Here is a 26,210-nt window from a genome sequence, read left to right on the forward strand (position 1 = left end):
AACTTACTAAATACAACCTGCGACTCACCCCAAGATCAGGTTCTGTTTTCTTTTAGCTGGTCTTCCCTTTAAGCGCGTGTTTTCTTTAAGCTATTGTTTTATTTAAGCTCTTGTTTCCTTTAAGATTAGCCCTCTGCATGGCGCTCCTATAATAACTGCATAATGGCCTGTACTGGATCTTCACTATTGCCTGCCAATAACTGTTTATGCATGCTTTTAAACTGCATGACTTGAATTTGTGCTTTTTCAATATGCATAAGCAACTCAATTTCATGCGCTAAATTTTCTGCTGTGGCATCTTGCTGTATTAGCTCTTGAATAACTTTTTTACCACCAATAATATTAGGCAGAGCATAATATTGAATCTTCACCAGCAATTTAACAATCCAATAGGTCAACCAATTTAATTTATAAAAACTTACCATGGGACGATGTAATAGCATCGCTTCTAAAGTCGCTGTACCTGAAGCCAAGGCAATAATATCTGCGGCATTCATGACTTGACGCCCAATTTTCAACTCCGCTTGGCTATTTTCAAATACATGCACATGTTTACGCAATGCTTCAGGATACTGATCCAACAACGCTTCGATTTGTTCTAAACGTGCCTGATTAATGGCAGGCACAATAAACTGGGTTTGTGGGTATTTCTGAAATATCAAATGGGCAGCATCAAATAATACCGGTCCTAGTCGCTCGACTTCCCCACGGCGACTCCCAGGCAATAAAGCAATATGCTGTTGGTGTGCATCCAGTCCCAATTCTGTTTTTGCCTCAGCAATGGGGTTATGCAGTGGCAGCTCACTCGCCAGAGGATGCCCAACAAATGCTGCAGGCACATCAAACTGCTGATAAAAACTTTTTTCAAAGGGCAATAAACACAATACCAAATCGATGCTGGCTTTAATGCCATGAACACGCCCTTGACGCCAAGCCCATACTGATGGGCTAACATACTGCACGGTCTTGGTGGGCAAATGCTTTTGTTTTATTTCTTTAGACAAACGCAAATTAAAATCTGGGGCATCAATGCCTATAAAAATATCAATCGGATTTTTCTGCCAACGCTCAACCAGATCATCTCGAATAGCATAGAATTTTTTTAAATCTTTGAGCACTTCTACGATGCCCATCACTGCAAAGATGTCCATGTCGTAAAAGCTATTGAAGCCAGCAGCGATCATTTGTGGGCCGCCAACCCCTTCAAACTCAACCTCTATGCCTTGCGCTTGAAAGCTACGCATTAATTTTACGCCCAGCGTATCTCCCGATACCTCTCCGACTACAATTCCTATTCTTAGTTTGCGTTTGCTCAAGACAATCCCCTCATCATGCAGCATGGCAGTGTAACATAGCGCACCTGAGCACAGCCAAACATTAGCAATAATTTGTATATTATGCTTGCTGTTAACCACACATACCTGATCAATCCGCATCACGCGGCGCATAAAAATAGCAGATCTAAGGTTTTAGCATTTTTTATCATAAGTTAATCAACAATCAAGAAAACTATTGCACTCAAAAAGCCATACCATAAGCCGTTTTTTTAATTCTAAAGCGTCACTACAAATGATTGATGCAATTCAATATATTGCGGCTGGTGTGCTGGTCGGCTTTTGCGTAGGCATTACCGGTGTTGGCGGTGGTTCGCTCATGACCCCCATCTTAATTAGCTTATTTAAAATCGAACCGCATATCGCAATTGGTACGGATTTACTGTACGCCGCGATCTCGAAATTCTGTGGCTCCACGGTGCATGCCAGTAAACTTAATGTTGTCTGGCCCATTGTATTTTGGCTGGCACTGGGCAGTATTCCCGCATCTTTTTTAACCCACTGGGTACTAGAAAACTATTTAAGCCAGTCAAGTCAATATAAAACCGTATTAACCTCAGTTCTTGGTTTTATGCTCACCCTGACTGGTATATCGATTATTTTTCGTAGTCAAATAGAGCGTCTCGTAGCACGCTGGCGTAAAGATGCCAGTGCAACGACGTTGCAGCAACGTGAACAAATTTTAGCGCAACGTCGCCCCTATATTGTGATCATGGGTATTGTATTGGGAGTATCGGTCACCTTATCTTCAGTCGGTGCTGGGGCTTTTGGTGTCATGGCTTTGATTTTAATGTTTCCAAATCTGCCCATGATCCGTATTATTGGTACCGATGTAGCGCACGCAGTATTACTGACCTTGGCAGCAGGACTGGCGCATTTGTCCTCAGGAAATGTGGATTTTAAATTGCTCGGTTGGCTATTATGCGGCTCGATTCCTGCGATTATCATTGGAACTTTGGTTAGTTCACGCTTACCAGAGAAGCTGATTCGTAAGCTGCTAGGTATTACTTTATTATTGTTAGGCATTAACTTCATTTTGCGTTAAAGCGTCGAGTTAGCCAATTTCAGCCATGGCACAATCCCTTAAGATGTTGGTCGATCCATCATATTAAAGCGGTTTTTAAGGGAAATATTCACGATCTTGGTATATTTAGTACATGTTGCACTAGTTAAACCCAGATCAAATCGTGCTATATTCGAACTACTCGCAAACTTTTGTATAATCTAATACCAGTGACGGCAATGAATACACTTGAGTCTAATCCTATACATCAATCTCAAATTGATGATGTGAATGTTCAAAGCATTCAACCTTTAATTACTCCTGCACAACTTAAATTAGAACTGCCATTAAATGACGCAGCTTACCAATGTGTATTACATGGTCGTGAAACTGTCCGTAATATTCTTGATGGCACAGATAAACGTCTTTTCGTGGTCATTGGCCCCTGTTCCATCCATGATCCTGTTGCGGCACATGAATATGCTGAACGTCTAAAAGCTCTCAGTGAAAAAGTAAAAGATACTTTATTTATTATTATGCGGGTTTATTTTGAAAAACCCCGTACCACGGTTGGCTGGAAAGGTCTGATTAATGATCCAGATATGAATGACTCTTTTAATATCGAAAAAGGGCTACGTATTGGACGTAAATTATTATTAGAACTCAACCAAAAAGGTTTGGCTTGTGCCACCGAAGCACTAGATCCAAACTCACCGCAGTATTATCAAGATTTAATTTCATGGTCGGCAATTGGTGCACGTACGACCGAGAGCCAAACACACCGTGAAATGTCTTCAGGACTATCTTCGCCTGTGGGCTTTAAAAATGGTACTGATGGTGGTTTAACGGTTGCCACCAATGCCATGCAATCGGTCAAACACGGTCATAGTTTTTTAGGGCTAAATGACCAAGGTCAAGTATCGATTATTCGGACCAAAGGTAACCCTTATGCCCACGTGGTACTCCGTGGTGGGAATGGCAAACCGAACTATGATGCTGGCTCAGTGGCAGATGCAGAACAAGCGTTGAACAAAGCCAAAGTCAGCAATAAAATCATGATTGACACCAGTCATGCCAATTCCAACAAAGATCCGTATTTGCAACCTTTGGTGCTTAAAAACATCACTGAACAAATTCAAAATGGCAATAAATCTATTGTTGGGATTATGGTTGAAAGTCATCTCAAAGGTGGTCGTCAAGACATTCCAGCCGATTTAAAAGATTTAGAATATGGTAAATCTGTGACCGATGGCTGTATTGATTGGGAAACCACTGAACAAGCTTTGCTTGAAATGGATGCAGCCTTAAAAGATATTTTAGCGACACGTTAATGATTACGTTATAACGCCATCCCCGTGATGGCGTTATTCTTTTTAAGCGATGTCTCTGTGTAATACTGGTTTCTTTAAAATACCGGTTTCTTTAAAGTGCCTGCTTTTTTTAAATACGGGTTTTCTTTTACATAAACCGCTATGACAAGTCACTTTGGACTTGCTTTTATGCCACCAATTCAGGTCTACTGAATTTATATTGTTTTAACAATTTAGTTTAATTATGTGCGACGATCTCGAACAACAACTTTGCCAATGTCCAGACTTTCAATATATTCATCAGCATTTATTCAGTTCTAAGCAACTGCCAACATCGGCATGGGCATTACTCAAAGCTTATGGTATTGATAGTGTCATCGACATTGATTTTGCTACGGCATCGACGACCAGCAAAACAGCCTGTGATCGGGATTGTGTCGATGCTGGGCTCAAATATATCCATATTCCGCTTGATCTTAGCCAACCAGCAGATGAACAATGTTTATTGATCTTAGATTTGATCGATTATATTAGCCGAGAAAAAATGCTTTGGTTACAGGGTAATACTCAGATTGTATCCTGCTTACTCTACCTCTACCGTTTGCATTATTTACAGTTTGACATCGCTGAAGCCGATGCTTGTCTACAACAACACTGGCAACCCGACGCAACATGGACAGGATTGATGCATGTGATTGGTCTGCAGCTACAAGGGCGTAAAGCCACCCAAGAGCTGCAACAAACCTTAGCACAAGTGGAACAAGCGCATGATGCCTAATTATGACCCAATACAGTTGCTCTGCCTAAAAGCATAAGCGATCGTCCGCTCAGCAGCATCTTACTGTTGGCGTAATAACACTGTTGCTGTTGCCATAATGCCCTCTTGACGCCCAGTAAAACCCAGTTTTTCTGTCGTAGTGGCTTTGATACTAATCTGTGTAACATCGACATTGAGCACATTGGCAATACTTTGCCGCATACTCAAATTGTGTGCGGCCAATTTAGGGCGCTCACAGGCAACGGTAATATCAGCATTATTCAGCTGATAACCACGATCTAAAATCAATTGATAAACATGTTGTAATAACTTACGGCTGTCTGCGCCTTTAAATTGCGGATCAGTATCGGGAAAGTGCTGACCGATATCGCCCAAAGCCAATGCACCCAGTAAGGCATCACTTAAGGCGTGTAATACCACATCACCATCAGAATGCGCTTTCAAACCATGGGTATGTGCGATTTTTATGCCCGCTAAAGTAATAAAATCGCCGTCAGTAAAGGCATGTACATCGATCCCCTGACCAATACGAATGGGTAACATCATAGAATGCTCCTTTTTAAATTGATTATTGCCCTATAACCTTGTAATCATACTTTCTCTTTCGCTATAGTAAGTACGCAACATTAATGAAAGTATAAGCGATCATGCTGTTAAAAACTGATTATCCGTCTATGAAAAAGATTTTTAGCCTATTTTTTGTCGCTAGTTTAGGATTCGCAACCCATTCAACCTATGCAGCTTCATGTAAACTGGGTGATCAGATAGTACAAGATCAACCCCTTTGCATCGCAGACTTAGACTTACAGCGTAAAGCGCTCAATGAACAGTTACTCGCTGCCAGCTTGGTCAGTGATGCACCAAATCAACTTTTACGTGATAGCCAAAGCGCATGGTTGCAGCGTGTACGTCAATGTAAAAGCTTGACTTGCCGCAAGCAACAATTTGAACAGCGTGTTGATGAACTTAATTTTTATACCTCAATGAATCAAAGTATGACCCTACATTATTTTAAATTTAATCAGGGCAATCTCAGCTATCCTGCGATTCAGTTACGTATTCATCAGCTCAATAAAAACCGTATCAAAATTGAGGGGTTTTCCTATCAAAATCCCAATAATCTCCCGGAACAGCAAGTGATTAATCTCACGGCGTATACCACACCTGAACAAAAACAACGTATTCGTGATAATGATTCAGGCTGCCAATACCAATTACAATTTGACAAAGCACTACTACAGATCAAATCCGAGCAAAAGAGCTGTAATCGTTTTGTTGGCTATTATCGTCTTTATGATTAGCCACTACGCTCACGGAAGCAAGCCCAGTCATACACTCTATTGTATATGACTGGGATGACTAGGCTTTGATCATCGCTTTAAAAATACACCGGACATAAAGATAAGTATTTGATTGAATGGAGCATAGGTAAAATATGACCAATGATAGTCACAACGGTTTGAGTCACAATGGCAAACATTATGCTTGTCCCATGAGTATGGCAATGGATCTCATTGGGGGAAAATGGAAAGGGATTATTTTATATCATCTCAATCAACAGGCTTTACGCTTTAGTCAACTTCGTCAACAAATTCCAAGTATTACAGAGACAGCGCTGAGTAGCCAATTAAAACAACTCGAACAAGATGGACTGATTAGTCGTACGGTTTATGGCGATAAACCACCGATCAAAGTAGTCTATGCACTAACAGATTTTGGAGACAGTTTTAAACCAGTATTGCAAGCGATCGTAGCGTGGTCAGAACAACTCACAGCCTTACATCAAGCGCAGGCATCGACTAAAACCAGCTCAAGCTAAACTTCCCTATCCATCCATCACAGTAGCACCATCCATCACAGTAGCACCATGCAACACCCGCCCGCAAAGACTCACATCTGATCAATCCATTGTTAAATAAACGTGCTTTTTTTAATCAAAACGCAATGTGATCTATATAAATCAATTACTTACAATAGAAAATAACCCACAAAATTTGTGGATAATTCTTGGGATAAATATTTTAAATCGAAGCTTGAGCTTAAAATCTTAGCACCGATGCACAATTTTGATTGCGTACATCGGTGCCAGAGTGCTGCCAAGAATCATATTGCCAAGACAATGCTACAGTTCTATGAAAAACAATACCTTATTTAAACTATCCGCTATCAGTTTGGCTTTTGGCTTGCGAAAGGCTAAGACTATCAATTAATCTAGTTTTGCTTTTTATGCAACATCTTGCATAATTCTATATTCCATTCTATCTAGATCGCATTGTCTATGTCTTTAAGTTATACCTTACTTACCAGCCTACTTGAAAAACCAAGTAGTGGCATTGAGCTGGCGCGTCGATTTGATAAGTCAATGGGCTATTTTTGGCATGCGACACATCAACAGATCTATCGTGAACTCAATCAGATGCTAAAGCTGGGTTGGATTTCCACTTTAGAATCTGCCGATTATCAAGGGCGTAAAAAAACCTATCAAGTTGAAGCCAGTGGACGTCAAGCCCTTGCCGAATGGCTATTACAACAAAGTCAGCCTGCACAACTCCGTGAAGAGCTAATGGTCAGGTTACGTGCAGAAGCACAATTAAAGCAGCACCACATCATGCCAGAATTACAACGGCATTTGGCTTTACATCAGCAAAATTTGGCAACCTATCAACTGATCTATCAACGTGACTTTGCACAGGCTAGTGCCACAGATCGAACCTTACTCATTCATCGTATGATCTTACAATTAGGCATCAACTTAGAGCAGACGTGGATTGATTGGCTGCAATTGTTTATTCCACAATTACAGCACATTGATCAGCCCCAAAAGTGTGACAACAATTGAGCATATCTATATGACAACGTATATTATGGCAGATGGTGAAAGTTTATTTGTCAGAGAGTTAGGGCAAGGACGTCCCGTCTTGATTCTGTCTGGTTTAGGCATGAAAAGCTATCATTGGCTGCCGTATATTCTGCCTTATCATCGCCAATTTCGTTTTATTATTCCGGAGTGGCGTGGCTTCGGGCGATCACAAACTTGCCAAATTCCTGGCGATTTAGATGCGATCAGTAGCCATTGGCGCGACGTCACTAGCCTATTAGCCCAATTACCAACACAAGATTATACAGTCATGGCCTATTCAATGGGCGCAACCGTAGCCATGCATGGCATGCACTATGCCAATTTCGGTCAGCAAATCAATGCTTATTTACATATCGACCAAAGCCCCAAGATTGTCACAGATCAGCACTGGTCTTATGGTCTATTTGCACAGCAACACACGCTGTTTAAACAACGTTTAGCCGCTTTGGCGGACTGTTTAACTCGCGCAACCTTGCACGCCAAAACCCTAATGCAATTGCAACACCCCATCAAAGCACAGCTATTACAACGCTGGTTCGAGTTGGTACAATGGCAAGGCAATAATCGTATCGCACCTTTTTTATTTAAGCTGGCTCAAAAACGCGATCAATTACAACAGTATTTACTGCCCTTACAGCGTTTGGATTATATGGCTTGGTATGTCAACACCTATTTAGAGCATAACGAAGATTATCGAGAAGCACTCTGTCAGCTTGATTGCCCGACTACATTTTTTATTGGGCAACAGTCCAATTTGTATCCCTACCAAGGGCAACTGAATATTGCCCAGCAATTGCAACAGGCACAAAGCATCATCTTTGAGAAATCAGGACATACGCCGTTGTTATCGGAACCACTAAAATTTGCTTTGGAGCTGCGTAAATTTTTGCAGACGCCTGCTGGTTAAAGCAATAGCATTGGTGTTAGGATGATTTCATCCTCAACTTTTGTGGTTAATTTCAATATGAATATCCTGCATTCTTTTGCACTGATTGCCGGTGCCGTGTTATTGAGTGCTTGTCAAAGCCAAGCTAACCGCCCCACTCAATCACCTTTAATCGGTAAAGCCAACCCCGCCAGTGAATATTGTATTGCTCAACAAGGTCGTTTAGAGATTGTGCAAAAAACAGAAGGTGCAATCGGCTTATGTCACTTGACTGATGGTCAGGTCATCGAAGAATGGCAATTGTTTCGTAGCGCGCACACTTGCCAAGCTGAAGCAGCACAGCTGTTAATTGGACAAAATAATCTCTCTGATGCAGAAATTCAACAACGAACTCACGCGCAACAGGTGCGACGCACTACTCCTGATGGTGCAGTGACCAGCGACTATAGCGCGCAACGTGTTACCGTTACTGTTGATCCCAAAACACAAAAAATTGTACATGCCAATTGTGGTTAGTTTGTCTATAGACCAACGTAAATACAGCCATACGGTTTTGCTGGATACAGCGCGAGCAAAACTCAGCAGATCAGGAAAGTTTTCAAGAAGCTTCGCGCTTTGATTTAATCTGCCAGTCTAAACCGATCCCAGCCCTCAACTAAACGCGCTTTTGTGCCAGACTAATGCGGTCATTACCACCATAATCTTGCCGACTATCAATCTGCTGATAACCGCATTGTGCAAATAGCGCACGTACCGCGGCAGCTTGGTCATAACCATGTTCAACAATCAACCAAGCATCTTTGGCTAACCAATGCCAGCCTTCAACAATAATCTGCTCTAGATCCGCCATACCGGCTTTACCTGCGACCAAAGCATGCTGTGGCTCTGCCTGCAAAGCTTGGACATGTGGATCCGCCGGGTCAATATAAGGTGGATTGGAAACAATCAAATCAAAGCGTGCATCAGCGACACCAGACAATGCCTGATACCATGCACCACAGACAAACTCAACGTTTTTTAGCGCATGTTGCGCAGCATTGTGCTGAGCAACAGCTAAGGTTGCTGGATATAAATCACTGGCTGTCAGTTGCCAAGCAGGTCGCTCGCTGGCTAGCGCCAAAGCAATGGCACCACTGCCTGTACCCAAATCCAATACCCGTGCCTGTGCTGCTAAGTCCAGCATTAAGGCACTTTCAACCAATACTTCAGTATCTGGTCTCGGCACTAAAGTATCTGCAGTGACCTTTAAATCTAAAGTCCAAAATGGCTGAGAACCCGTGACATATGCCAGAGGCTCGCCCGCTTCAATCCGTGCCAGCGCTTGCAGATAATGTTGCTGTTGATCTGCCGTGAGGCTTTGTGTGGCATAAAGTCGCAACTGTAGATGCGGCATATCCAAAATATGGGCCAATAACCAAGCATTTTCTTGACGCTCATAACTGTCAGCATCGCCACGTAGCGCCAAGGCTTCAGCAATATTCATTAGCCACCATTCTGTTGTGCCAATGATGCCAACTGATCGGCCTGATACTCACGATGCAAGCTATCTAACAACTCGGTTAAATCACCTTCCATCACCGACTCTAGTTTATACAAGGTCAAGTTAATACGATGATCGGTCATACGCCCTTGCGGATAGTTATAAGTTCGAATACGTTCTGAACGGTCACCACTCCCCACCAAATCACGGCGCATTTCTGAAGTTGCACTTTCTTGGGCAGCACGTTTGGCATTTTCTAAACGAGAAGCCAATAAAGCCATGGCTTTGGCTTTGTTTTTATGCTGCGAGCGTTCATCCTGACATTCCACCACCGTGCCCGTAGGTAAGTGGGTAATACGCACCGCAGAATCGGTCTTGTTAATATGCTGACCACCAGCACCAGAGGCGCGGTAAGTATCGATGCGTAAATCGGCTGGGTTAATCTCGACGCTGGTGTCGACATCAATCTCTGGTAAAATCGCAACAGTACATGCTGAGGTATGTACGCGACCTTGCGATTCGGTTGCAGGCACACGTTGTACACGATGTGCACCACTTTCAAATTTTAAGCGCCCGTATACCCCCTCGCCATTGATTAAACAAATAACTTCTTTATAACCGCCATGCTCACCTTCATTTTCAGAAAGCACTTCTATACGCCAACCTTGTGTTTCAGCATATTTGCTATACATACGGAATAAGTCACCAGAGAAAATAGCAGCTTCGTCGCCCCCTGTCCCTGCACGAATCTCCAAATAGGCAGAGTTGGCATCATTGGGATCTTTCGGAATCATCAGGATATTCAATTCAGCTTCTAATGTCGCAATCAGCGCTTTATTGTCCTTGATTTCTTCTTGTGCCATATCTTTAAAGTCTGGATCAGACAACATCGCTTCAGCAGTTTCGATATCTGCTTCGGCTTGTTTATATTTATTCCACACTTCTGTAATTTCCGTTAAATCATTATGTTCACGGGATAAATTACGGAAGCGTTTATTATCAGAAATCACTTCTACATCGGCAAGCAATGCAGTCAGTTCCTCATGGCGATCACACAATTGGTCTAATCGTAAGCGTAACGATTCTTTCATTAATATAAGGTCTCAAAACTGAATAATCACCGTCAACTGCGCTAGCGCTGCAAGCGGCGATAGAATGCATAAAATTGTGCTTAGTGTAACGATTCTAGCGCTTAAATCCTATATCTACAGGTACAAGTTTTCCGCATGATCACCGCTATTTGCTAAAAAATAGCTTTAGCTCAACACGCAGCTCCAACATGGCAAGCGCGTATGGCTGCCGATTCTGAAATATTATGTAGCAATTATGGGGAACAATTAAAACAAGCCATACATTGCGCTACTAAAGCGCATGTTTATAGAGATATGCCTCCATATTATTCCAGCCAGTATTTGTTAAATTGTCGGTCATGGGCAAGTGAGCCAACAATCAAAACAATGGAGTGCATCATTCATGCAAGTTAAAACGATTTTACTCTCTAGCACGATTTTTTTGGGTGCATTATTTAGTAGCCATAGTTTTGCAGACAATAGTGCACGTGTTGCAGCCACTTCTGCACTGGGTAGTGTGGTGGGTACAGCACTTGGTAAAGAAATGGGCGGCAATACTGGTGCATTAATTGGTTCAGCTGTCGGTGGGGCTGGCGGTGCGGCAGTCGCCAGTAAACGTCAAGATCGCAGTTCAGCCGCAATCGGTGGTGGCTTAGGTGGTGCAGGCGGTTATGCGGCAGGTAAACAAGTCGGCGGCACGACGGGAGGATACATCGGTTCAGCATTGGGCGCTGCTGGTGGTTCAGCGCTCGGCAACAAAATTTCTCAAGATAATCGCTATGAAAATTCACGCAATAATGGCTACCGTAAAGGACATTATCGCGGTCATAAATATAATGCACGCGGATATCGTCGTTAAAACAGCATCATGCCATCCTTTTAAGTTTTGTAGTACCCAGCATTGTCTCACCCTCGCGGTGGGGCTTTTTTATATGCGTCATTTGATGCCTGGTTTTTCTATGCTGGCTTGGTTTAACATAAGCTTGGTTAAGCCACAGCTTGGTTAAACCTCAACTGGGTTAAATACAGTCTATGCGAGGCACGGTATTGTCATTAAAAAGTGCATCATAGGCAATATATCGAAAATAAACGATATACAAAGTACTGATCTCGGCGTATGCTCAATCCATGGTTTGATCAAGGAGTTGCCATGCATCCCACCCCGCCACAACGATCTGATGTTGCATTTTCGATCTTAGAGTTAGCACCCGTACGTGAGGGTCAAAGCATCCATGATGCACTCACCCAAAGTTTAGAGCTGGCACAACATGCTGAAAAGCTTGGTTATCAACGGCTTTGGCTTGCTGAACATCACAATATGGACGGCATTGCCAGCTCGGCTACCGCAGTATTATTGACCTATCTATTAGCCAATACCCAGCATATTCGTTTAGGCTCAGGCGGAATTATGCTGCCAAATCATGCGCCTCTGGTGGTTGCAGAACAATTCGGTACGCTACAAGCGCTATATCCCGGTCGTATCGAATTAGGTTTGGGACGGGCACCCGGCACAGACTCTGTGACCATGCAAGCCCTCCGACGCGGGCGGCGTGAAACTGAGCAGCAGTTTCCACAAGATGTTAGAGAAATATTAAGCTATTTTGATCAGCCCACAGCAGGACAAGCCATTGTTGCCACGCCAGGGCAAAATAGTCACGTACCTGTTTGGCTATTGGGTTCTAGTTTATTTAGTGCACAACTGGCTGCTGAATTGGGACTACCCTATTCTTTTGCATCACATTTTGCTCCCCGCATGCTGGCTGCAGCAATCGCGTTATATCGAGAAAATTTCAAGCCATCTTCTTATTTAGCTGCACCTTATGTTTCAATGGGTGTGCCTTGTATTGTGGCAGAGAGTGATGCTGAAGCCCATTATCTAGCCACCACTGCTTACCAACGTATCTTGAGTATGATCCGCGGGCAAAGCATGAAACTCAAAGCACCGGTTGAGTCTATGCAGGGTTTATGCAATGCAGCAGAAAAAATGACCATTGATAATTTTTATGCTGTAGCGCAGATTGGGTCTGCTGCAACGGTCAAAGCTGGCTTAGCGCAATTACAAGAGACTTATCAAGTCGATGAGTTTATTTTCACCTGTGATGTCTATGATCCGGCGAAACGCCTTAGCAGCTTTGAGCGTCTAATGCAGCTCAAAACCAGCTAATATTCGTCATGTTAATCCTAGGATGTTAATTCAGTATATTAATCAAGTTACACGCTTTTAAGTTAAGTCATCAGTCGTGTTGATTTTTAAACTTTTTAAATGATGAACATCAAGATAAACATAAAAAAGTTAAGGTCAGTTACGGAGCAGCACTGACCTTAACATGGAAAACTATTGTACGTTAAAGCTTAAAGTCGCTACTAAGTACTTGGTTTTATATGGCTTAGCTTGGAATTGTCCAGCTTCTTCTACAGGTTTGCCTGCTTCAAGCACATACTGACCTTTCCAAGGTGTATTGATGGTGAACTGCCCTTGTTCATTGGTATAGAATTTTTGTGTCCAACGGTTGTCTGCTACAACTTCAACCTCTTGTTTTGCTAAAGGTTTACCTTGGAAATACACGGTAAATTGATTGCCATTCGCTTGCGTTGGTACGATTTCAAATTCTGCAACAGGTTGTGTAGAACTACGACCTGTTTTGGCACGGAATTGTGCTAGCATTTCGCCATGCAATAGATCTTGTTGTACACGCACATCACCTGTGCCTTTAACTTTGTATTCTATAAATTTTTCTTGTACTTGAGGTTTGTAGGTGTTTTTATCTTGGGTTGCTACGGCAGCATTAAATGATTTTAAAGGACCTTGCTGTGTTTCACTGAGGCTTTCAGCATATTCACCAAAGTACGCACGTACAGTTTGCGCATCAGGCTGTTCTAACCATAACATATGAGCGTGTGAATTGAATGCGCACAACATCAATGTTGCAAAACCAGCAGTTTGAATAACTTTCATATATTTATCCTGTAAAGAAAAATGGTGATGCAGATTTTGATCGGCAAAACCAAGATCATAGCGCCTAAGCAGCACTGCGCGTATTTGAGTACGCAAAATTGCCAAAATTTAACTTTAGATAACATAGCTTAAATAAAATAATAATCAATATCATTTATCGATTTTTCAGTCAATTCGTTTAATTTATAGCGTACGACGACTGCCATTACTGCCTCAAAATGTATCAGAAGGCATTGATTCAGCTGCAATCAGCCACAAAATGGTGCATCTATGTGCGCGACCATAGAAGATGCTAAATTTCTCGCAATCAAGACTGAACACAGGGCTCAGTTCTGCTATGCTAAATGCCTATTTGTAAATTTGGCATGGATGAAGCGCATGAGTATTACCATTGGTACTCCCCTCCAATCTTCAGCATTTAAAGTCTTATTATTAGGTTCCGGTGAACTCGGCAAAGAAGTTGTGATTTCATTACAACGTTTAGGCGTAGAAGTCCACGCAGCAGACCGTTATGCCGATGCGCCTGCAATGCAAGTGGCGCATTTTCATTACTGCTTAGACATGACTGACCCCAGTGCTCTGAAAAAATTAATTGATAACATTCAACCGCATTTAATTGTGCCAGAAATAGAAGCCATCGCCACTGAGGTTTTGCTTGAGGTCGAACAGGCCCAACTAGCAACAGTGATTCCCTCAGCCAAAGCGGTTAATCTGACCATGCACCGTGAAGGCATACGCTTATTGGCCGCAGAAGAACTGGGCTTGGCAACCTCGGCATATCGTTTTGCTGACTCATTGGAAAGCTTCCGTGCAGCTTGTGATGACATTGGTTATCCTAATTTTGTTAAACCGGTGATGTCATCTTCGGGGAAAGGTCAATCACAAGTGAAATCCTTTGCTGAAGTCGATGCCGCATGGCAACATGCACAGACTGCTGGGCGCGTACAAGGCTGTAAAGTCATTGTCGAAGCAAAAATTGATTTTGATTTTGAAATTACCTTACTCACGGTGCGTGCCAAAAACCCAGAAACTGGCGCGATTGAAACCCATTTCTGCGACCCGATTGGCCATCGTCAAGACGGCGGTGATTATGTCGAAAGCTGGCAACCACAAGCCATGACAGCAATTGCATTGGCAGAAGCGCAGCGCATTGCCGACAAAGTCACCACAGCACTCGGTGGTTGTGGTGTATTTGGGGTAGAACTGTTTGTAAAGGGTGATCAAGTCTGGTTTAGCGAAGTTTCACCGCGCCCACATGACACCGGTTTGGTCACACTCGCTTCACAATACCAAAGTGAATTTGAATTACATGCACGCGCCATTCTGGGACTTCCTGTCAATACCGCACGCCATAGTACCGCAGCCAGTGCGGTAATCTATGCTGGTGTAGATGGCACAAACCTTGCTTTTGCCGACCTACAACTGGCATTGCAAGATCCACGTACAGACCTGCGTTTATTTGCTAAACCCGAGGGCTTTCAAAAACGCCGTATGGGTGTGGTCACTGCACGTGCCGAAAACACAGATCAAGCACGGCAATTGGCTGCACAAGCAGCTGCTTTGGTTTCGGTCAAAGCGCCATCCGCATAAATGACTTTGCGCTAAGCTATAGCGTATAGGAGTATAGCTAGCACACTGAATCATTTTCATGATCTGTTACTGCAAGACTGTCGGTGGTTTTGCAGTAGCCCTGTAATCGGCTTTGGCTCAACATGAGATACTTGACACGATACTCAACATGAAAGTACGCGGCGCAATAGCCATAAAAGTCTATATTGTCTTGCGCGCTGGAATCTTCCGTCAAGTACACAAGTATATTGGGTATAGCTAGGCATTTAACCGATTTATCTATCAGACCTTTTGTAGGACTCCTGGGACATGACGATCAAGACTGTAGCGCTACGTGATTTTTTAACAACAGCTGATGATATTCAAGCGATTACACCTTGGCGTATACAAGTTGAGCAACAACTTGAACAGGCATTTGATCAAAAGACTCCGATCCGCGATATTTTATTGGCACGAACACAATCCATCGATGAGGCTCTAAGCTTGCTGTGGCAACATGCTCAATTGGATGACAGTTTGGCATTGTTTGCGGTCGGTGGTTATGGTCGCCGTGAAATGCTGCCCTGTTCTGATGTTGATATTATGATTTTATCAGAGCAAGAACTGAGTACGACGCAACAACAGCAGGTCTCCGACTTTATTTCGACTTTATGGGATGTTGGGCATTTCAAACCCGGCACCAGTGTCCGCACCATTCAAAGCTGTTTTGAGCAAGCCACCCAAGACCTCACCATTGCAACAACGCTGATTGAAGCACGCTTGATTTGTGGCAACCCTCATTTAGCCAAATGGCCACGTCGTGTTGTTTCACAAACTTGGACAGACAAAACCTTTTATGACGCAAAAATGCAAGAACAAGCTAAGCGTCACGCACAGCATAATAATACTGAAAGCAACCTCGAACCTGATATTAAAAATGCGCCAGGCGGTATACGAGATATTAACCAAATCGGCTGGATTGCCAAACGGCATTTCCGCGTCAACCGTATTTATGACTTGGTTCATCTCGGTTTTATTTCTGAATTTGAACTACATGTTTTAGAAGATGCTGAAAATTTTCTTTGGGAAATTCGCCATTATCTACACCGTATGACCAAACGTGATGAAAACCGTTTGTTATTTGATTATCAACGTGAAATCGCAGCAAAATTTGGTTATAGCCGCAGCGAAGAACAACATCCTAATTATCCGATTGAACAATTCATGAAACGCTACTACCGCACTGCGCAGCAGGTCAGCACCCTCAATGAATTGTTATTGGCATATTTTAGTGAATCGGTGATTGCCCCTCGCTTGCCCAATTACGAACGGCAAATTGAAAATATCAATGCACATTTTAAATTGGTCGACGGCAAACTGGCCGTTCAGCACCATAAAATCTTTGCTGAAAATCCCAGCTCAATTTTAGAAATTTTTTATATCTTGGCCAATCGCCCAGAGATACAAGGCATTCGTGCCCGCACGCTGAGATTGCTCATTTTAGCCGCCAAAAGAATCGATCAAGCCTATCGTGATAATCCCCAGCATCAAGCTTTATTCATGCAAATTATGCGATCACCTTATCGACTCTATGAAACCTTATTGGCAATGAAACGCTATGGGGTATTGGGCAATTATATTCCAGCCTTTGGTCACATCTTGGGACTGATGCAATATGATCTGTTCCATATCTATACCGTAGATGCGCATACCCTGCTATTAATTCGCAATCTCAACCGTTTTAAAGAACCCGAATTTGCCAAAGACTATCCCTTGGTCAGTTCGGTTTTCCAACGGTTATTACGTCGTGACATTGTCTTGGTGGCGGCGTTATTTCATGATATTGCCAAAGGTCGTGGTGGTGATCATAGTGAGCTCGGTGCCGCAGATGCTTTAGCCTTTTGCCATCAACATGGTTTCAATGAACGTGACAGCAATATTGTTGCTTGGTTAATTCGCAATCATCTACTGATGTCTTTAACTGCACAGAAAAAAGATATTTCTGATCCAGATGTGGTGAAAGCCTTTTCCGAACAACTCGGTGATATCGAGCATCTCAACTATTTATATTGTTTAACTGTTGCTGACATCAATGCCACCAATCCAAAACTCTGGAACAGTTGGCGCTCCTCCCTAATGCGACAACTCTATAGCCATGCACGGGATGTGATTCGTATGGGACTCGGACGTCCGGTAGACTATCAGATGCATATTGAAGAAACCAAGTTTTCTGCCAGTGAACTCTTAGTCAATGACTTTTCTTTTGATCAAGTCGATCAAGTCTGGCGCGACCTCGGAGAAGAATATTTTCTCAAAGAATCTGCCAATGAAATCGCTTGGCATACCCGTTCAATCTTGGAACATGGTGATAATCCTGCTCCCTTGGTGATGATCCGCGCACATCGTACGGCTGCGCAAGATGCCGTACAAATCTTTATTTATACACAAGATAAACCCAATTTATTTGCCACCACAGTGGCTATTCTTGATCGTATGAATCTCGATGTACAAGATGCACGCATTATCACGGCTGAAAAAGCTTTTAGCCTAGATACTTATGTGGTTCTAGACCGTTTTGGAACCCTATTGACTGACCCTGAGCGTAAAGACCATGTACAACAAGCGCTGGTGCAAGCACTCAGTCATTCAGATCAATACCCAGGTGTAATGGAACGCCGTATTCCACGCCAATTACGTCATTTTGAAATTGAAAATAAAGTCGAGATCAGCCGGCTAGATGATCTACAGCAACATCAAGTTGAAATCGCAACACTCGATCAGCCGGGTCTCTTGGCTAAAATCGGTGGGCTCTTTATGATGCAAGGCCTCGATATTCATTCTGCACGCATCGCAACATTAGGAGAACGGGCAGAAGATATCTTCTTTGTCACCAAACAACATGCCCAAATGATGAGTGATGCAGAAGCACAACGCTTTGCTGAACAGCTTAAGGCTGCACTCGATGAGGCATCACAACAAATTGTACAACCGCATGAGCACTAGGATTTCGTGCAACGGCTGTGTAATATGAGCAATGAAATTTAACGTCATCGCAGCATGATCTGGTGCATCTCAGCTACTCGCCCTGCACCTGGTCATGTCTTTGATGGCGTTATGCGTACTTTATAACGACTGGTAAACTTGTCATGAACTCAAGCTTAGACTTATTGCATCCCTATCCATTTGAAAAACTCAATACACTCTTTCAAGACCTTACCGTCGCAGATCTACCACTGATTTCTTTGGCCATTGGTGAACCCAAGCATCCGGCACCCGCCTTTGTCCAGCAAGCCATTCAAGACAATTTTAAGCATTTATCGACTTATCCCAATAGCAAAGGCTTGCCTGAATTACGTCAAAGTATTGCCAACTGGTTAAGTCGCCGTTTTAACTTGCAACACATAGATGCCGAGCAAAATATTTTACCGGTATCCGGTACACGTGAAGCAATCTTTTCTTTTGTACAAGCCACAGTATCACGTGAAAAAGCCCCGTATGTGGTCATGCCCAATCCTTTTTATCAAATTTATGAAGGGGCGGCGTTATTGGCTGGTGCTCAGCCCTATTTTATTGATTGCACTGCTGAAAATGCTTATATCGGTGACTTTGATAGTGTTCCTGCTGAAGTTTGGCAAAGTACTGCGATTTTATTTGTCTGCACACCAGGCAATCCCACTGGAGCGGTTTTATCCAAACAACAGTTTAAGCAACTGATTGCCTTGTCTGATCAATATGATTTTGTTATTGCCTCAGATGAATGCTATTCAGAACTTTGGTTTGATCAAGCCCCAACAGGTTTACTTGAAGTCTGTGCTGAAATTGGTCGACATGACTATAAAAACTGTATTGTTTTCCATTCCTTATCTAAGCGTTCTAACTTACCGGGCATGCGCTCCGGCTTTGTGGCAGGTGATGCAGCGCTGCTAAAACCCTATTTGAAATACCGCACCTATCACGGGGCGGCAATGCCAGTACAACATCAACTCGCTTCCATTGCGGCATGGAATGATGAACAGCATGTCGAAGACAATCGAGTATTGTATCGCCGTAAATTTGATTTATTTCAACAAGAACTGTCTCACCTTTTAGCCCTTAAAAAACCAGATGCAGGTTTTTACTATTGGCTCAACGTTGATGATGACGAAGCCTTTGCCAAAATGTTAATGCAAAAGGCACATATTAAAGTTTTGCCTGGTCGTTATTTATCTCGTGATACAGCCAATGGTAATCCAGGTCAGCAGCATGTCCGTATGGCATTGGTGGCTGGACTCGATGAATGTGAACAAGTCATTGCACGACTCAAAGCGATTTTATAATCAGTAACATAATCGCGCACAAGAATCCACTGCTTGCTCTAGCCCACGCTAGAGCACTGCAAATCAAATCATTTGAAAAGGTCAATGCTACGAATTAGCTGCACAACATCAGCCCCGCAAAAATAGTAAAACATAGTGCAGCCAGCGCGTGTAAATACACTGCATACTGTTGTAAATAGCGCATGCATTGCGGCAAGCTCAGTAGCCTCAACAACAGTAAATTCCAGAACAGCACTACACTGACCATCCACACGGATAGACTGGCATGTTGCCACCCCGTCAGCTCCTGATAGAACATCAAAATTAAGCTGCTATAAAACAAGATATTTTTGGGATTAAACAAACTAGACTGCAATCCAAGTGCCAACAGCTTCCAGCTCTGCCGTACAGCCATTGGCTGCTCAAACTGCCATTGTAGCGGTGGCTGCTGTGTCGCTTGTATACAACGCCAAGCCAAATACAGCATATAAGCTGCTGCAATATATTGAATATCCTGTATAACATCTGGATTCAGCTGTTGTAAGTCGTGCATGCACAAATAAATAAACAGCAATACCACGGCATTACCAAGCGCGATGCCCAAACAGACCCAAGCCGCGGCATGGCGTCCTTGTCTGAGTAAAGTGGTTAAGATCAGAAAAAAATCAGGTCCCGGCGATAACAAGGCAACAAAGTGCGTAACAGCAATGAGTAAAAATAGCGTCATCTATCACTCCAACAAAAATCAGAGCTGACTATAGACAAGGGCTAGTCGATATTCTTGTATTAAATTGCAGCCTTATATCCTTGCTGATATTGCTTAGGCGTTACTCCTGTGTGCGCCTTAAAAACACGATGAAAATGACTTTGGTCGCTAAAACCCAACTGATACGCGACTTCAATTACCGGCTGCCCTTGCTGGAGGGCTTGTCGTGCCAGCTGTACACAACGGTTCAACTGATAGGCATGCGGGCTCAAACCCAAATAATGTTTAAATAAGCGAATCAAGGCAAATCGACTACATTGCGCAGTTTCGGCAAGCTCAGCCAAGGATAAAACATGATCGGCCTGATCAATCTGGAACAATAATTGCTCCAATAGACCATGCTCATTTTTAAAATAATGACTATTCGACCAAGTAAAATCGCTGAGTAGAATTTGACTTAATGCCTCAATTAAAAGCTGCTCCTTGGCGGCAATGCTAAGATTACGATCAAATAGAGCAGCATTTAATTGACTAAACACACGGTAATGCTGTGGGTTGCTTAATATTTGTGGTGTGAAATAAGGAATATGCTGCTGTAGCGGTTGTTGCAAATGTTCTTGTAATAATTGTGCTAACCAGACCACATCCAGATGCATCATCTGGTAACTCCAATGCTGCTCAGGCAACGGATTACAGCTATGTTGCACATGTGCTGGAATAGTCACCAAACAGCCCGGCTCAATCACAGTCTCTACATGTAAATAACTACTAAACCGGCTCTGCCCAGCATCAACGGCGCCTATAGAAAAAGTGCCATGACTATGTGCTTGATAACAAATACGACTTTGGCATGCCCGTCGTGTTTCCACATAAGGCATCCGCGGGTCGTAGAAAAACTCAGCTTCTATAGCAGCTGAAGAATTGAACATGACTTAGATTCCAGTTCTAGGCAATTTAAGCCTATGCGCTTCAAGGGTACATTCTTTCAGTTTAGATGCTTTGAGACCACACTCGTTAAAGTCATGTGCTTTAAGATTTTTCATCACACCATCATCACAAACATCGCCTTATGGCTCAGCCAAAGCTTTTTCAATATCAGCGGCAATCGCTTCTGGTTTCGTGGTCGGTGCATAACGCTCAATGACTTCACCTTTTTTATTGATTAAAAATTTGGTGAAATTCCATTTAATGCCATTGCCCAAAACACCTTTACTGTTATTGGTCAAATAACGAAAAATCACATGCGCTTCAGGTCCTTTCACATCAATCTTGGCAAACATTGGAAAACTCACACCATAGTTTTTTTGACAAAATGCGCCGATTTCTTCGTTACTCGCTGGGTCTTGCCCACCAAATTGATTACATGGAAAACCCAATACCACAAAACCTTGTGATTGATAGTGTTGATAAAGCTTTTCTAAGCCTGCGAGCTGTGAGGTAAAACCACACTTGCTGGCAGTATTTACGATCAAAAGCACCTGCCCTTGGTAGTCGGCAAAAGATTGGTTTTGACCATCCAGCCGTTCAGCGTCAAATTGATAAATACTGGTCATAATGAAGGATCCTTTTTATGCAAACCAGACTGAATCTAAGCATATTTATATTTAAACTAATAGCTTTATTTTCATGAAGTTACAAAAGTTAAGCAATTCTAAATACTGCTTAAAAATCGAACTTAAATTTGAGTTTCGCAGCAGCCTAGCAGGCTGCATCATCTTAAGGTTATTTTGCCGTTATTTTTTGACGCGATTCTTTCAGCGCGTGCCGACTCTGTCACGATAATAAAAATACTGAGCACAGGCCAGTAAAACAATTTCAATCTTAAATTATGTGATACAAACCACATTATTATAAAGAAAACTTACAATAAGATGATTATTTTAATCTATATTCAAAAACCTTATGGACCATAACTCGATATAAATCACTCAATAACGGAAACAAGTTATCAATGAAAAAATATTCATTACTTATGCTCGCAACATTCTCTGGTTTTGCATTTGCAGACATTGCTCCAACACGTGAATATGTTGGAAATATTAATTTATCTCAGGATAAACCTTATCGTTTTGAAGGCGATTTAAGTTATTTATTGAATAACACCAAGTCTAAGGGCTCATCGACAAAAAAAGAAAATCTGGCTGCCAATCTACTCTGGCAACGTCAAGTCGGTGTATGGGGTCAAGAAATACGTGCTGAAGCAGTAAGTGCTAATGATGATGGCGATTCTGGCAAAAATGTAGAACGTTATATGTTATCTGGTAAAGCACTCCATCGCAGTTCCGATACGCTTTATCAATTTGCCAAGGTACAGTGGGACAAAGACTTATCTAGCAGCTTCGACTATCAGACCAACCTTACTGCGGGACTCGGCATTGATATTTTAAAAGAGCAAAAGCAAAATTTAACCGCTGAAGCAGGTGCAGGTTATCGTTATAGCAAAGAGCGCTATGCACCTCATAATGATTTTAATGAATTAATCGGTACCCTAGGACTGTATTATCAATATCGATTTAACCCTACGCTAAGCTTTAACCAAGACTTAAGCTATGAGTTCGGCGATAAGTCTCAAGTCTTACGTTCACGTAGTAGTGTCAACGCACACTTGACACAAAGTCTGTCTGGTCTGGTCAGTTATCAACTCAAAGACACCCAAGCAGATATTGGTAATAACCGCGATTCACTCTTATCGGTCGGTTTAAAATACAGCCACTAAGACCTAAGACAAAGCGCTTGATCACATCAAGCCTAAAGTAGACTCCAGCCTAGGGCTGGGGTCTTTTCACCTGCATATCCTCAATATGCACACATCAACCATTCTGCAATATATTCTGCAATACACTCGGTAGAAGCACACAGTAGAAGCTCAAAGTAGAAGCTAAAGCACATCGTAAAAGCGTGCTTTTTTTCTCATCAGCATGTTAAGGTCATTCGATCAGAATCTTTCTAATAATCCAATTCAACATGAGGTGTATGATGCAGGAGATCAAACGGGTCTTGGTGGTTGGCGCAACAGGTGCTGTAGGTCAAGAAATTGTAAAAGCGCTGCAACAGCAAGCGCAAATAACAGAAATCATTGTGATTACACGGCGTGCTTTTACAGCGCAAAGTGCAAAGATTCGTAACTATATCGTAGACTTCGATGCTTTAGATCAACATGCAGATTATTTTAATTGTGATGCCGTCTTTTGCGCGCTGGGTAGCACACGCCAGCAAGCAGGCTCCGATGCAAATTATATCAAGATAGATCACGACTACCCATTAAAGATTGCCCAATTGGCAAAACAACAAGGTGCTCAACATTTTCTCATGGTCAGTGCGTATGGTGCTTATACCCATTCACACTTCTTTTATAACCGTGTCAAAGGACAAGTAGAACAGGCTCTCATTGCTCTGCATTTTCCACAATTAACCATTATACGACCCTCAATCTTAATTCGACATCGCGATGATGGGCGACTGGTTGAAAAGATTACTGCTGGTATTGCACGCTATTTTCCCAAACAGTGGCGTGCAGTGGAAAGCCAGACTGTGGCAGCTGCGTTGGTCAATGCCCTGATCCAGCCACAAACACCAGGCTTATCTATTATAGAAAATCAGCATTTATTCTCGTAAATTTTTCAGTAACTTTTTTCAACAACTTATTTTCAGACAATGTTTTAGTCGATGTTTCAGTCAAAAAACAATAGCGCTTGATTTAAACCATCAAGCGCTATTTTACTTAAACCGCCTCATTCACTATCAATCACGATAGCTCATGCAAAATATTAAAGTTGAAAGCACGTCAAACAATCAAAATGTTATTCCCTGTATCCACGCCCAGCGGGCTTGCTCAAATCTGTAGTCGCGATCAAAATTCACTCCGTATGCCTTGATCAAGGATCGCATTAAAGATCATGTTCTTAAGGGCAATGCTCGTAAAGCCATTGATCTTAATACTAATGACTTTAAGGCTAATGACCTTAAGGTCAATAATCTTAGGGGTAATTATCTTCGTCATTTTTCTCTTGGGTTTTTAAGTCCAAAGAAGTCGAATTCACGCAATAACGTAGCCCTGTTGGCTCTGGTCCATCTTCAAATACATGCCCCAAGTGTGCATCACAATGATGGCAAACGATTTCTATGCGATGCATACCATGTGAAAGATCTTCATGCTCCTCAATCGCAGCATTTTCAATGGATCGATAAAAACTCGGCCAACCACAACCACTATCGTATTTGTGCTCTGAAGAAAATAATGGCTCACCGCAACAACGACAAACATAAATGCCTTGTTGGTGGCTATTCCAGTATTTACCCGTAAATGCCGGTTCAGTACCTTTTTGCCGGGTAATTCGAAATTCCTCAGGCGATAATGCTCTTTGCCACTCTCGCTCAGTTTTATTGAGTTTTCCCATGATTAACTCCTTTAAATATTTAACATTCAGTGTCATGCTTCAAGACTTTCATATTTACGCTAGAGCGTGCTAAATTTCTAGTCTAATTTCAATAGAGATTTAGCAAAATACGCTCTATTTTTATATCCTCACATCACTGGATGCATCTTATGTCCGTTTTAGGTTATACATCACCCCGCGAAATCAAAAAATCATCAAAATTAGAACATGTCTGCTATGACATTCGTGGACCAGTGTTGCGAGCCGCCAACGATATGGAAGAAGCCGGGCATAAAATTATCAAGCTAAATATTGGCAACCCAGCGCCATTTGGTTTTGAAGCCCCACAAGAAATTATTAATGATGTGGCTTTAAACCTTCCCAATGCGATTGGTTATACCGACTCCAAGGGAATTTTTCCAGCACGTAAAGCCGTATGCCAATATTATCAGCAAAAAGGTATCTTAGACCTCAACGTCAAAGATGTTTATATTGGTAATGGGGTTTCAGAGCTAATCGTCATGGCCATGCAAGGCTTATTAGATGACGGCGATGAAATGCTGGTTCCAATGCCAGATTACCCACTCTGGACCGCGGCGATTAATCTCTCTGGTGGTACAGCGATTCACTATAAATGTGATGAAGAAAATAGCTGGTATCCAGACTTGGCCGATATTGAAAGTAAAATTACGCCCAATACCCGTGGCTTAGTCATTATTAATCCCAATAATCCAACAGGTTCAGTATATCCGCGTCATATTTTAGAACAATTGGTGCGTCTAGCGAAAAAATATGATCTGATTTTATTTGCAGATGAGATTTACGACAAAATCATCTATGACGGCATCGAACACGTGTCTATCGCTGCCTTAGCTGGTGATCAACTGTGTATTACCTTTAATGGTCTATCTAAGTCCTATCGTATTGCTGGCTTTCGTTCAGGCTGGATGGTCATTACTGGTGACAAAAGCCGTGCCGCCGATTATATCGAAGGCCTAGATATGTTGGCATCCATGCGTCTATGTGCCAATCACCAAGCACAATACGCCATTCAAACTGCGCTTGGCGGTTATCAATCCATTAATGACTTGATCCGCCCAGGTGGTCGTTTATATGAACAACGCAATATCGCTTGGGAAATGCTCAATGACATCCCTGGTGTAAGTTGTGTTAAACCTGAAGGTGCAATGTACTGCTTCCCACGCTTAGACCCGGATGTTTATCCCATCCAAGATGATGAACAGTTAATGCTTGACCTATTGCGTGCCGAAAAAGTGCTTTTGGTCCAAGGCACCGGTTTTAACTGGCCAACACCAGACCATTTCCGTGTAGTCTTTCTACCAGCTGAAAATGAACTACGTGAAGCCATTCAGCGCCTTAGCCGTTTCTTGGCCAAAATCCGCTAAATAGATACGCGAAACAAAAGCCAATAAAGACAATCTAAACCCCTCATAATCAGTACCCTGCAATGCAATTGCAGGGTACTGTGCTACTGCAATTTCAACTCATCATCGTTAAAATCTTCGCCTAGAGGCTAGTGCATTCTGATATTTCGCATTATATTGCTATGAGCTATCTTGAATTTATTCTTGCAACAGCCAATAGCAC

The 26,210-nt window shown here is 42.5% G+C and carries 24 protein-coding genes and 1 pseudogene; 16 read left to right on the forward strand and 9 right to left on the reverse strand.

The genetic code is table 11. The features are described 5' to 3' along the window. Window positions 1–146: 146 nt before the first annotated feature. On the reverse strand, window positions 147–1,316 hold the full coding sequence (gene lpxB / locus BFG52_RS08760; RefSeq protein WP_099092662.1) for a lipid-A-disaccharide synthase: 1,170 nt from the start codon (window positions 1,314–1,316) through the stop codon (window positions 147–149). A 253-nt stretch (window positions 1,317–1,569) separates the two neighbouring features. On the opposite strand from lpxB, the pseudogene BFG52_RS08765 reads away from it, so the two are divergent. From BFG52_RS08765 to BFG52_RS08775, 3 genes and pseudogenes are all read left to right on the forward strand, one after another. Beyond that, a pseudogene (locus BFG52_RS08765) lies at window positions 1,570–2,373 on the forward strand (sulfite exporter TauE/SafE family protein); the annotation flags it as partial. A gap of 203 nt (window positions 2,374–2,576) precedes the next feature. Continuing rightward, entirely contained in the window at window positions 2,577–3,668 is a 1,092-nt protein-coding gene (locus BFG52_RS08770; protein ID WP_067554856.1) for a 3-deoxy-7-phosphoheptulonate synthase, read from the forward strand. 223 nt (window positions 3,669–3,891) lie between these two features. Beyond that, complete coding sequence (locus BFG52_RS08775) at window positions 3,892–4,425, forward strand: protein-tyrosine phosphatase family protein (RefSeq protein ID WP_067554860.1); 534 nt, start codon at window positions 3,892–3,894, stop codon at window positions 4,423–4,425. 60 nt (window positions 4,426–4,485) lie between these two features. On the opposite strand, the gene ispF is transcribed toward BFG52_RS08775, so the two are convergent. After that, a complete protein-coding gene (gene ispF, locus BFG52_RS08780) occupies window positions 4,486–4,971 on the reverse strand; it encodes a 2-C-methyl-D-erythritol 2,4-cyclodiphosphate synthase (protein WP_067554863.1) in 486 nt (161 codons plus the stop codon). A 101-nt stretch (window positions 4,972–5,072) separates the two neighbouring features. Here ispF and BFG52_RS08785 point away from each other — a divergent pair, with 101 nt between their 5' ends. From BFG52_RS08785 to BFG52_RS08805, 5 genes are all read left to right on the forward strand, one after another. Next, window positions 5,073–5,726: an A1S_1983 family putative colistin resistance protein gene (locus BFG52_RS08785; RefSeq protein ID WP_067554866.1), complete on the forward strand. Its 654-nt coding sequence runs from the start codon at window positions 5,073–5,075 to the stop codon at window positions 5,724–5,726. A 134-nt stretch (window positions 5,727–5,860) separates the two neighbouring features. Beyond that, on the forward strand, window positions 5,861–6,244 hold the full coding sequence (locus BFG52_RS08790) for a winged helix-turn-helix transcriptional regulator (protein ID WP_067554869.1): 384 nt from the start codon (window positions 5,861–5,863) through the stop codon (window positions 6,242–6,244). Window positions 6,245–6,703: 459 nt separating this feature from the next. Beyond that, window positions 6,704–7,264, forward strand: a complete 561-nt coding sequence (locus tag BFG52_RS08795) for a PadR family transcriptional regulator (protein ID WP_067554872.1) — start codon at window positions 6,704–6,706, stop codon at window positions 7,262–7,264. Window positions 7,265–7,274: 10 nt separating this feature from the next. Beyond that, window positions 7,275–8,192 carry an alpha/beta fold hydrolase gene (locus BFG52_RS08800; protein ID WP_067554876.1) on the forward strand — a complete coding sequence of 306 codons (918 nt, stop codon included), beginning with the start codon at window positions 7,275–7,277 and terminating at the stop codon, window positions 8,190–8,192. A gap of 57 nt (window positions 8,193–8,249) precedes the next feature. Then, on the forward strand, window positions 8,250–8,687 hold the full coding sequence (locus BFG52_RS08805) for a putative hemolysin (RefSeq protein ID WP_067554880.1): 438 nt from the start codon (window positions 8,250–8,252) through the stop codon (window positions 8,685–8,687). A 139-nt stretch (window positions 8,688–8,826) separates the two neighbouring features. On the opposite strand, the gene prmC is transcribed toward BFG52_RS08805, so the two are convergent. Both prmC and prfA read right to left on the reverse strand, forming a co-directional pair. After that, a complete protein-coding gene (gene prmC / locus BFG52_RS08810) occupies window positions 8,827–9,654 on the reverse strand; it encodes a peptide chain release factor N(5)-glutamine methyltransferase (RefSeq protein WP_067554883.1) in 828 nt (275 codons plus the stop codon). Next, complete coding sequence (prfA, locus tag BFG52_RS08815) at window positions 9,654–10,742, reverse strand: peptide chain release factor 1 (RefSeq protein ID WP_067554885.1); 1,089 nt, start codon at window positions 10,740–10,742, stop codon at window positions 9,654–9,656. Before prfA ends, prmC begins: the two co-directional genes overlap by 1 nt. A gap of 382 nt (window positions 10,743–11,124) precedes the next feature. Between prfA and BFG52_RS08820 the strand changes: the two genes are divergently transcribed. Further along, entirely contained in the window at window positions 11,125–11,580 is a 456-nt protein-coding gene (locus tag BFG52_RS08820) for a glycine zipper domain-containing protein (RefSeq protein ID WP_067554888.1), read from the forward strand. 291 nt (window positions 11,581–11,871) lie between these two features. Further along, window positions 11,872–12,885 carry an LLM class flavin-dependent oxidoreductase gene (locus BFG52_RS08825; protein WP_067554891.1) on the forward strand — a complete coding sequence of 338 codons (1,014 nt, stop codon included), beginning with the start codon at window positions 11,872–11,874 and terminating at the stop codon, window positions 12,883–12,885. A gap of 171 nt (window positions 12,886–13,056) precedes the next feature. On the opposite strand, the gene BFG52_RS08830 is transcribed toward BFG52_RS08825, so the two are convergent. Further along, complete coding sequence (locus BFG52_RS08830; protein WP_067554894.1) at window positions 13,057–13,677, reverse strand: DUF4198 domain-containing protein; 621 nt, start codon at window positions 13,675–13,677, stop codon at window positions 13,057–13,059. A 369-nt stretch (window positions 13,678–14,046) separates the two neighbouring features. Between BFG52_RS08830 and purT the strand changes: the two genes are divergently transcribed. From purT to dapC, 3 genes are all read left to right on the forward strand, one after another. Beyond that, window positions 14,047–15,267 carry a formate-dependent phosphoribosylglycinamide formyltransferase gene (gene purT, locus BFG52_RS08835; RefSeq protein WP_099092632.1) on the forward strand — a complete coding sequence of 407 codons (1,221 nt, stop codon included), beginning with the start codon at window positions 14,047–14,049 and terminating at the stop codon, window positions 15,265–15,267. Between the two features lie 288 nt (window positions 15,268–15,555). Then, window positions 15,556–18,228, forward strand: coding sequence for a [protein-PII] uridylyltransferase (gene glnD / locus BFG52_RS08840; protein ID WP_067554900.1), 2,673 nt, complete (start codon window positions 15,556–15,558; stop codon window positions 18,226–18,228). 143 nt (window positions 18,229–18,371) lie between these two features. After that, the gene (gene dapC / locus BFG52_RS08845) at window positions 18,372–19,541 is read left to right on the forward strand and encodes a succinyldiaminopimelate transaminase (protein ID WP_067554903.1); all 1,170 of its coding nucleotides are present in this window, start codon (window positions 18,372–18,374) and stop codon (window positions 19,539–19,541) included. A 94-nt stretch (window positions 19,542–19,635) separates the two neighbouring features. Here dapC and BFG52_RS08850 read toward each other — a convergent pair whose 3' ends face one another. The 3 genes from BFG52_RS08850 to BFG52_RS08860 all read right to left on the reverse strand — a co-directional run bounded on the left by BFG52_RS08850 (window position 19,636) and on the right by BFG52_RS08860 (window position 21,779). Continuing rightward, entirely contained in the window at window positions 19,636–20,247 is a 612-nt protein-coding gene (locus BFG52_RS08850; protein WP_067554907.1) for a LysE family translocator, read from the reverse strand. A gap of 59 nt (window positions 20,248–20,306) precedes the next feature. Then, window positions 20,307–21,155 carry a helix-turn-helix transcriptional regulator gene (locus tag BFG52_RS08855; protein WP_179946356.1) on the reverse strand — a complete coding sequence of 283 codons (849 nt, stop codon included), beginning with the start codon at window positions 21,153–21,155 and terminating at the stop codon, window positions 20,307–20,309. A 138-nt stretch (window positions 21,156–21,293) separates the two neighbouring features. Continuing rightward, the gene (locus BFG52_RS08860) at window positions 21,294–21,779 is read right to left on the reverse strand and encodes a glutathione peroxidase (protein WP_067554910.1); all 486 of its coding nucleotides are present in this window, start codon (window positions 21,777–21,779) and stop codon (window positions 21,294–21,296) included. A gap of 398 nt (window positions 21,780–22,177) precedes the next feature. On the opposite strand from BFG52_RS08860, the gene BFG52_RS08865 reads away from it, so the two are divergent. Together BFG52_RS08865 and BFG52_RS08870 are read left to right on the forward strand one after the other, a co-directional pair. Beyond that, entirely contained in the window at window positions 22,178–22,942 is a 765-nt protein-coding gene (locus tag BFG52_RS08865; RefSeq protein WP_081408663.1) for a DUF481 domain-containing protein, read from the forward strand. A 257-nt stretch (window positions 22,943–23,199) separates the two neighbouring features. Then, window positions 23,200–23,841: an NAD(P)H-binding protein gene (locus BFG52_RS08870; protein WP_157758091.1), complete on the forward strand. Its 642-nt coding sequence runs from the start codon at window positions 23,200–23,202 to the stop codon at window positions 23,839–23,841. Window positions 23,842–24,203: 362 nt separating this feature from the next. Here BFG52_RS08870 and msrB read toward each other — a convergent pair whose 3' ends face one another. Next, window positions 24,204–24,623 carry a peptide-methionine (R)-S-oxide reductase MsrB gene (gene msrB / locus BFG52_RS08875; protein ID WP_067554916.1) on the reverse strand — a complete coding sequence of 140 codons (420 nt, stop codon included), beginning with the start codon at window positions 24,621–24,623 and terminating at the stop codon, window positions 24,204–24,206. A gap of 149 nt (window positions 24,624–24,772) precedes the next feature. Between msrB and BFG52_RS08880 the strand changes: the two genes are divergently transcribed. Beyond that, a complete protein-coding gene (locus BFG52_RS08880) occupies window positions 24,773–26,008 on the forward strand; it encodes a pyridoxal phosphate-dependent aminotransferase (protein WP_067554918.1) in 1,236 nt (411 codons plus the stop codon). Window positions 26,009–26,210 lie beyond the last annotated feature (202 nt).

The sequence above is a fragment of the Acinetobacter larvae genome, from assembly GCF_001704115.1.
GTDB lineage: Bacteria > Pseudomonadota > Gammaproteobacteria > Pseudomonadales > Moraxellaceae > Acinetobacter > Acinetobacter larvae.

Bases quoted from the DNA above. Each gene is read 5' to 3' on its own strand.
- BFG52_RS08770 (WP_067554856.1), top strand. From the start codon at position 2,577: ATGAATACACTTGAGTCTAATCCTATACATCAATCTCAAATTGATGAT.
- BFG52_RS08775 (WP_067554860.1), top strand. From the start codon at position 3,892: ATGTGCGACGATCTCGAACAACAACTTTGCCAATGTCCAGACTTTCAA.
- ispF (WP_067554863.1), bottom strand. From the start codon at position 4,971: ATGATGTTACCCATTCGTATTGGTCAGGGGATCGATGTACATGCCTTT.
- BFG52_RS08785 (WP_067554866.1), top strand. From the start codon at position 5,073: ATGCTGTTAAAAACTGATTATCCGTCTATGAAAAAGATTTTTAGCCTA.
- BFG52_RS08790 (WP_067554869.1), top strand. From the start codon at position 5,861: ATGACCAATGATAGTCACAACGGTTTGAGTCACAATGGCAAACATTAT.
- BFG52_RS08795 (WP_067554872.1), top strand. From the start codon at position 6,704: ATGTCTTTAAGTTATACCTTACTTACCAGCCTACTTGAAAAACCAAGT.
- BFG52_RS08800 (WP_067554876.1), top strand. From the start codon at position 7,275: ATGACAACGTATATTATGGCAGATGGTGAAAGTTTATTTGTCAGAGAG.
- BFG52_RS08805 (WP_067554880.1), top strand. From the start codon at position 8,250: ATGAATATCCTGCATTCTTTTGCACTGATTGCCGGTGCCGTGTTATTG.
- prmC (WP_067554883.1), bottom strand. From the start codon at position 9,654: ATGAATATTGCTGAAGCCTTGGCGCTACGTGGCGATGCTGACAGTTAT.
- prfA (WP_067554885.1), bottom strand. From the start codon at position 10,742: ATGAAAGAATCGTTACGCTTACGATTAGACCAATTGTGTGATCGCCAT.
- BFG52_RS08820 (WP_067554888.1), top strand. From the start codon at position 11,125: ATGCAAGTTAAAACGATTTTACTCTCTAGCACGATTTTTTTGGGTGCA.
- BFG52_RS08825 (WP_067554891.1), top strand. From the start codon at position 11,872: ATGCATCCCACCCCGCCACAACGATCTGATGTTGCATTTTCGATCTTA.
- BFG52_RS08830 (WP_067554894.1), bottom strand. From the start codon at position 13,677: ATGAAAGTTATTCAAACTGCTGGTTTTGCAACATTGATGTTGTGCGCA.
- purT (WP_099092632.1), top strand. From the start codon at position 14,047: ATGAAGCGCATGAGTATTACCATTGGTACTCCCCTCCAATCTTCAGCA.
- glnD (WP_067554900.1), top strand. From the start codon at position 15,556: ATGACGATCAAGACTGTAGCGCTACGTGATTTTTTAACAACAGCTGAT.
- dapC (WP_067554903.1), top strand. From the start codon at position 18,372: ATGAACTCAAGCTTAGACTTATTGCATCCCTATCCATTTGAAAAACTC.
- BFG52_RS08850 (WP_067554907.1), bottom strand. From the start codon at position 20,247: ATGACGCTATTTTTACTCATTGCTGTTACGCACTTTGTTGCCTTGTTA.
- BFG52_RS08855 (WP_179946356.1), bottom strand. From the start codon at position 21,155: ATGTTCAATTCTTCAGCTGCTATAGAAGCTGAGTTTTTCTACGACCCG.
- BFG52_RS08860 (WP_067554910.1), bottom strand. From the start codon at position 21,779: ATGACCAGTATTTATCAATTTGACGCTGAACGGCTGGATGGTCAAAAC.
- BFG52_RS08865 (WP_081408663.1), top strand. From the start codon at position 22,178: ATGAAAAAATATTCATTACTTATGCTCGCAACATTCTCTGGTTTTGCA.
- BFG52_RS08870 (WP_157758091.1), top strand. From the start codon at position 23,200: ATGATGCAGGAGATCAAACGGGTCTTGGTGGTTGGCGCAACAGGTGCT.
- msrB (WP_067554916.1), bottom strand. From the start codon at position 24,623: ATGGGAAAACTCAATAAAACTGAGCGAGAGTGGCAAAGAGCATTATCG.
- BFG52_RS08880 (WP_067554918.1), top strand. From the start codon at position 24,773: ATGTCCGTTTTAGGTTATACATCACCCCGCGAAATCAAAAAATCATCA.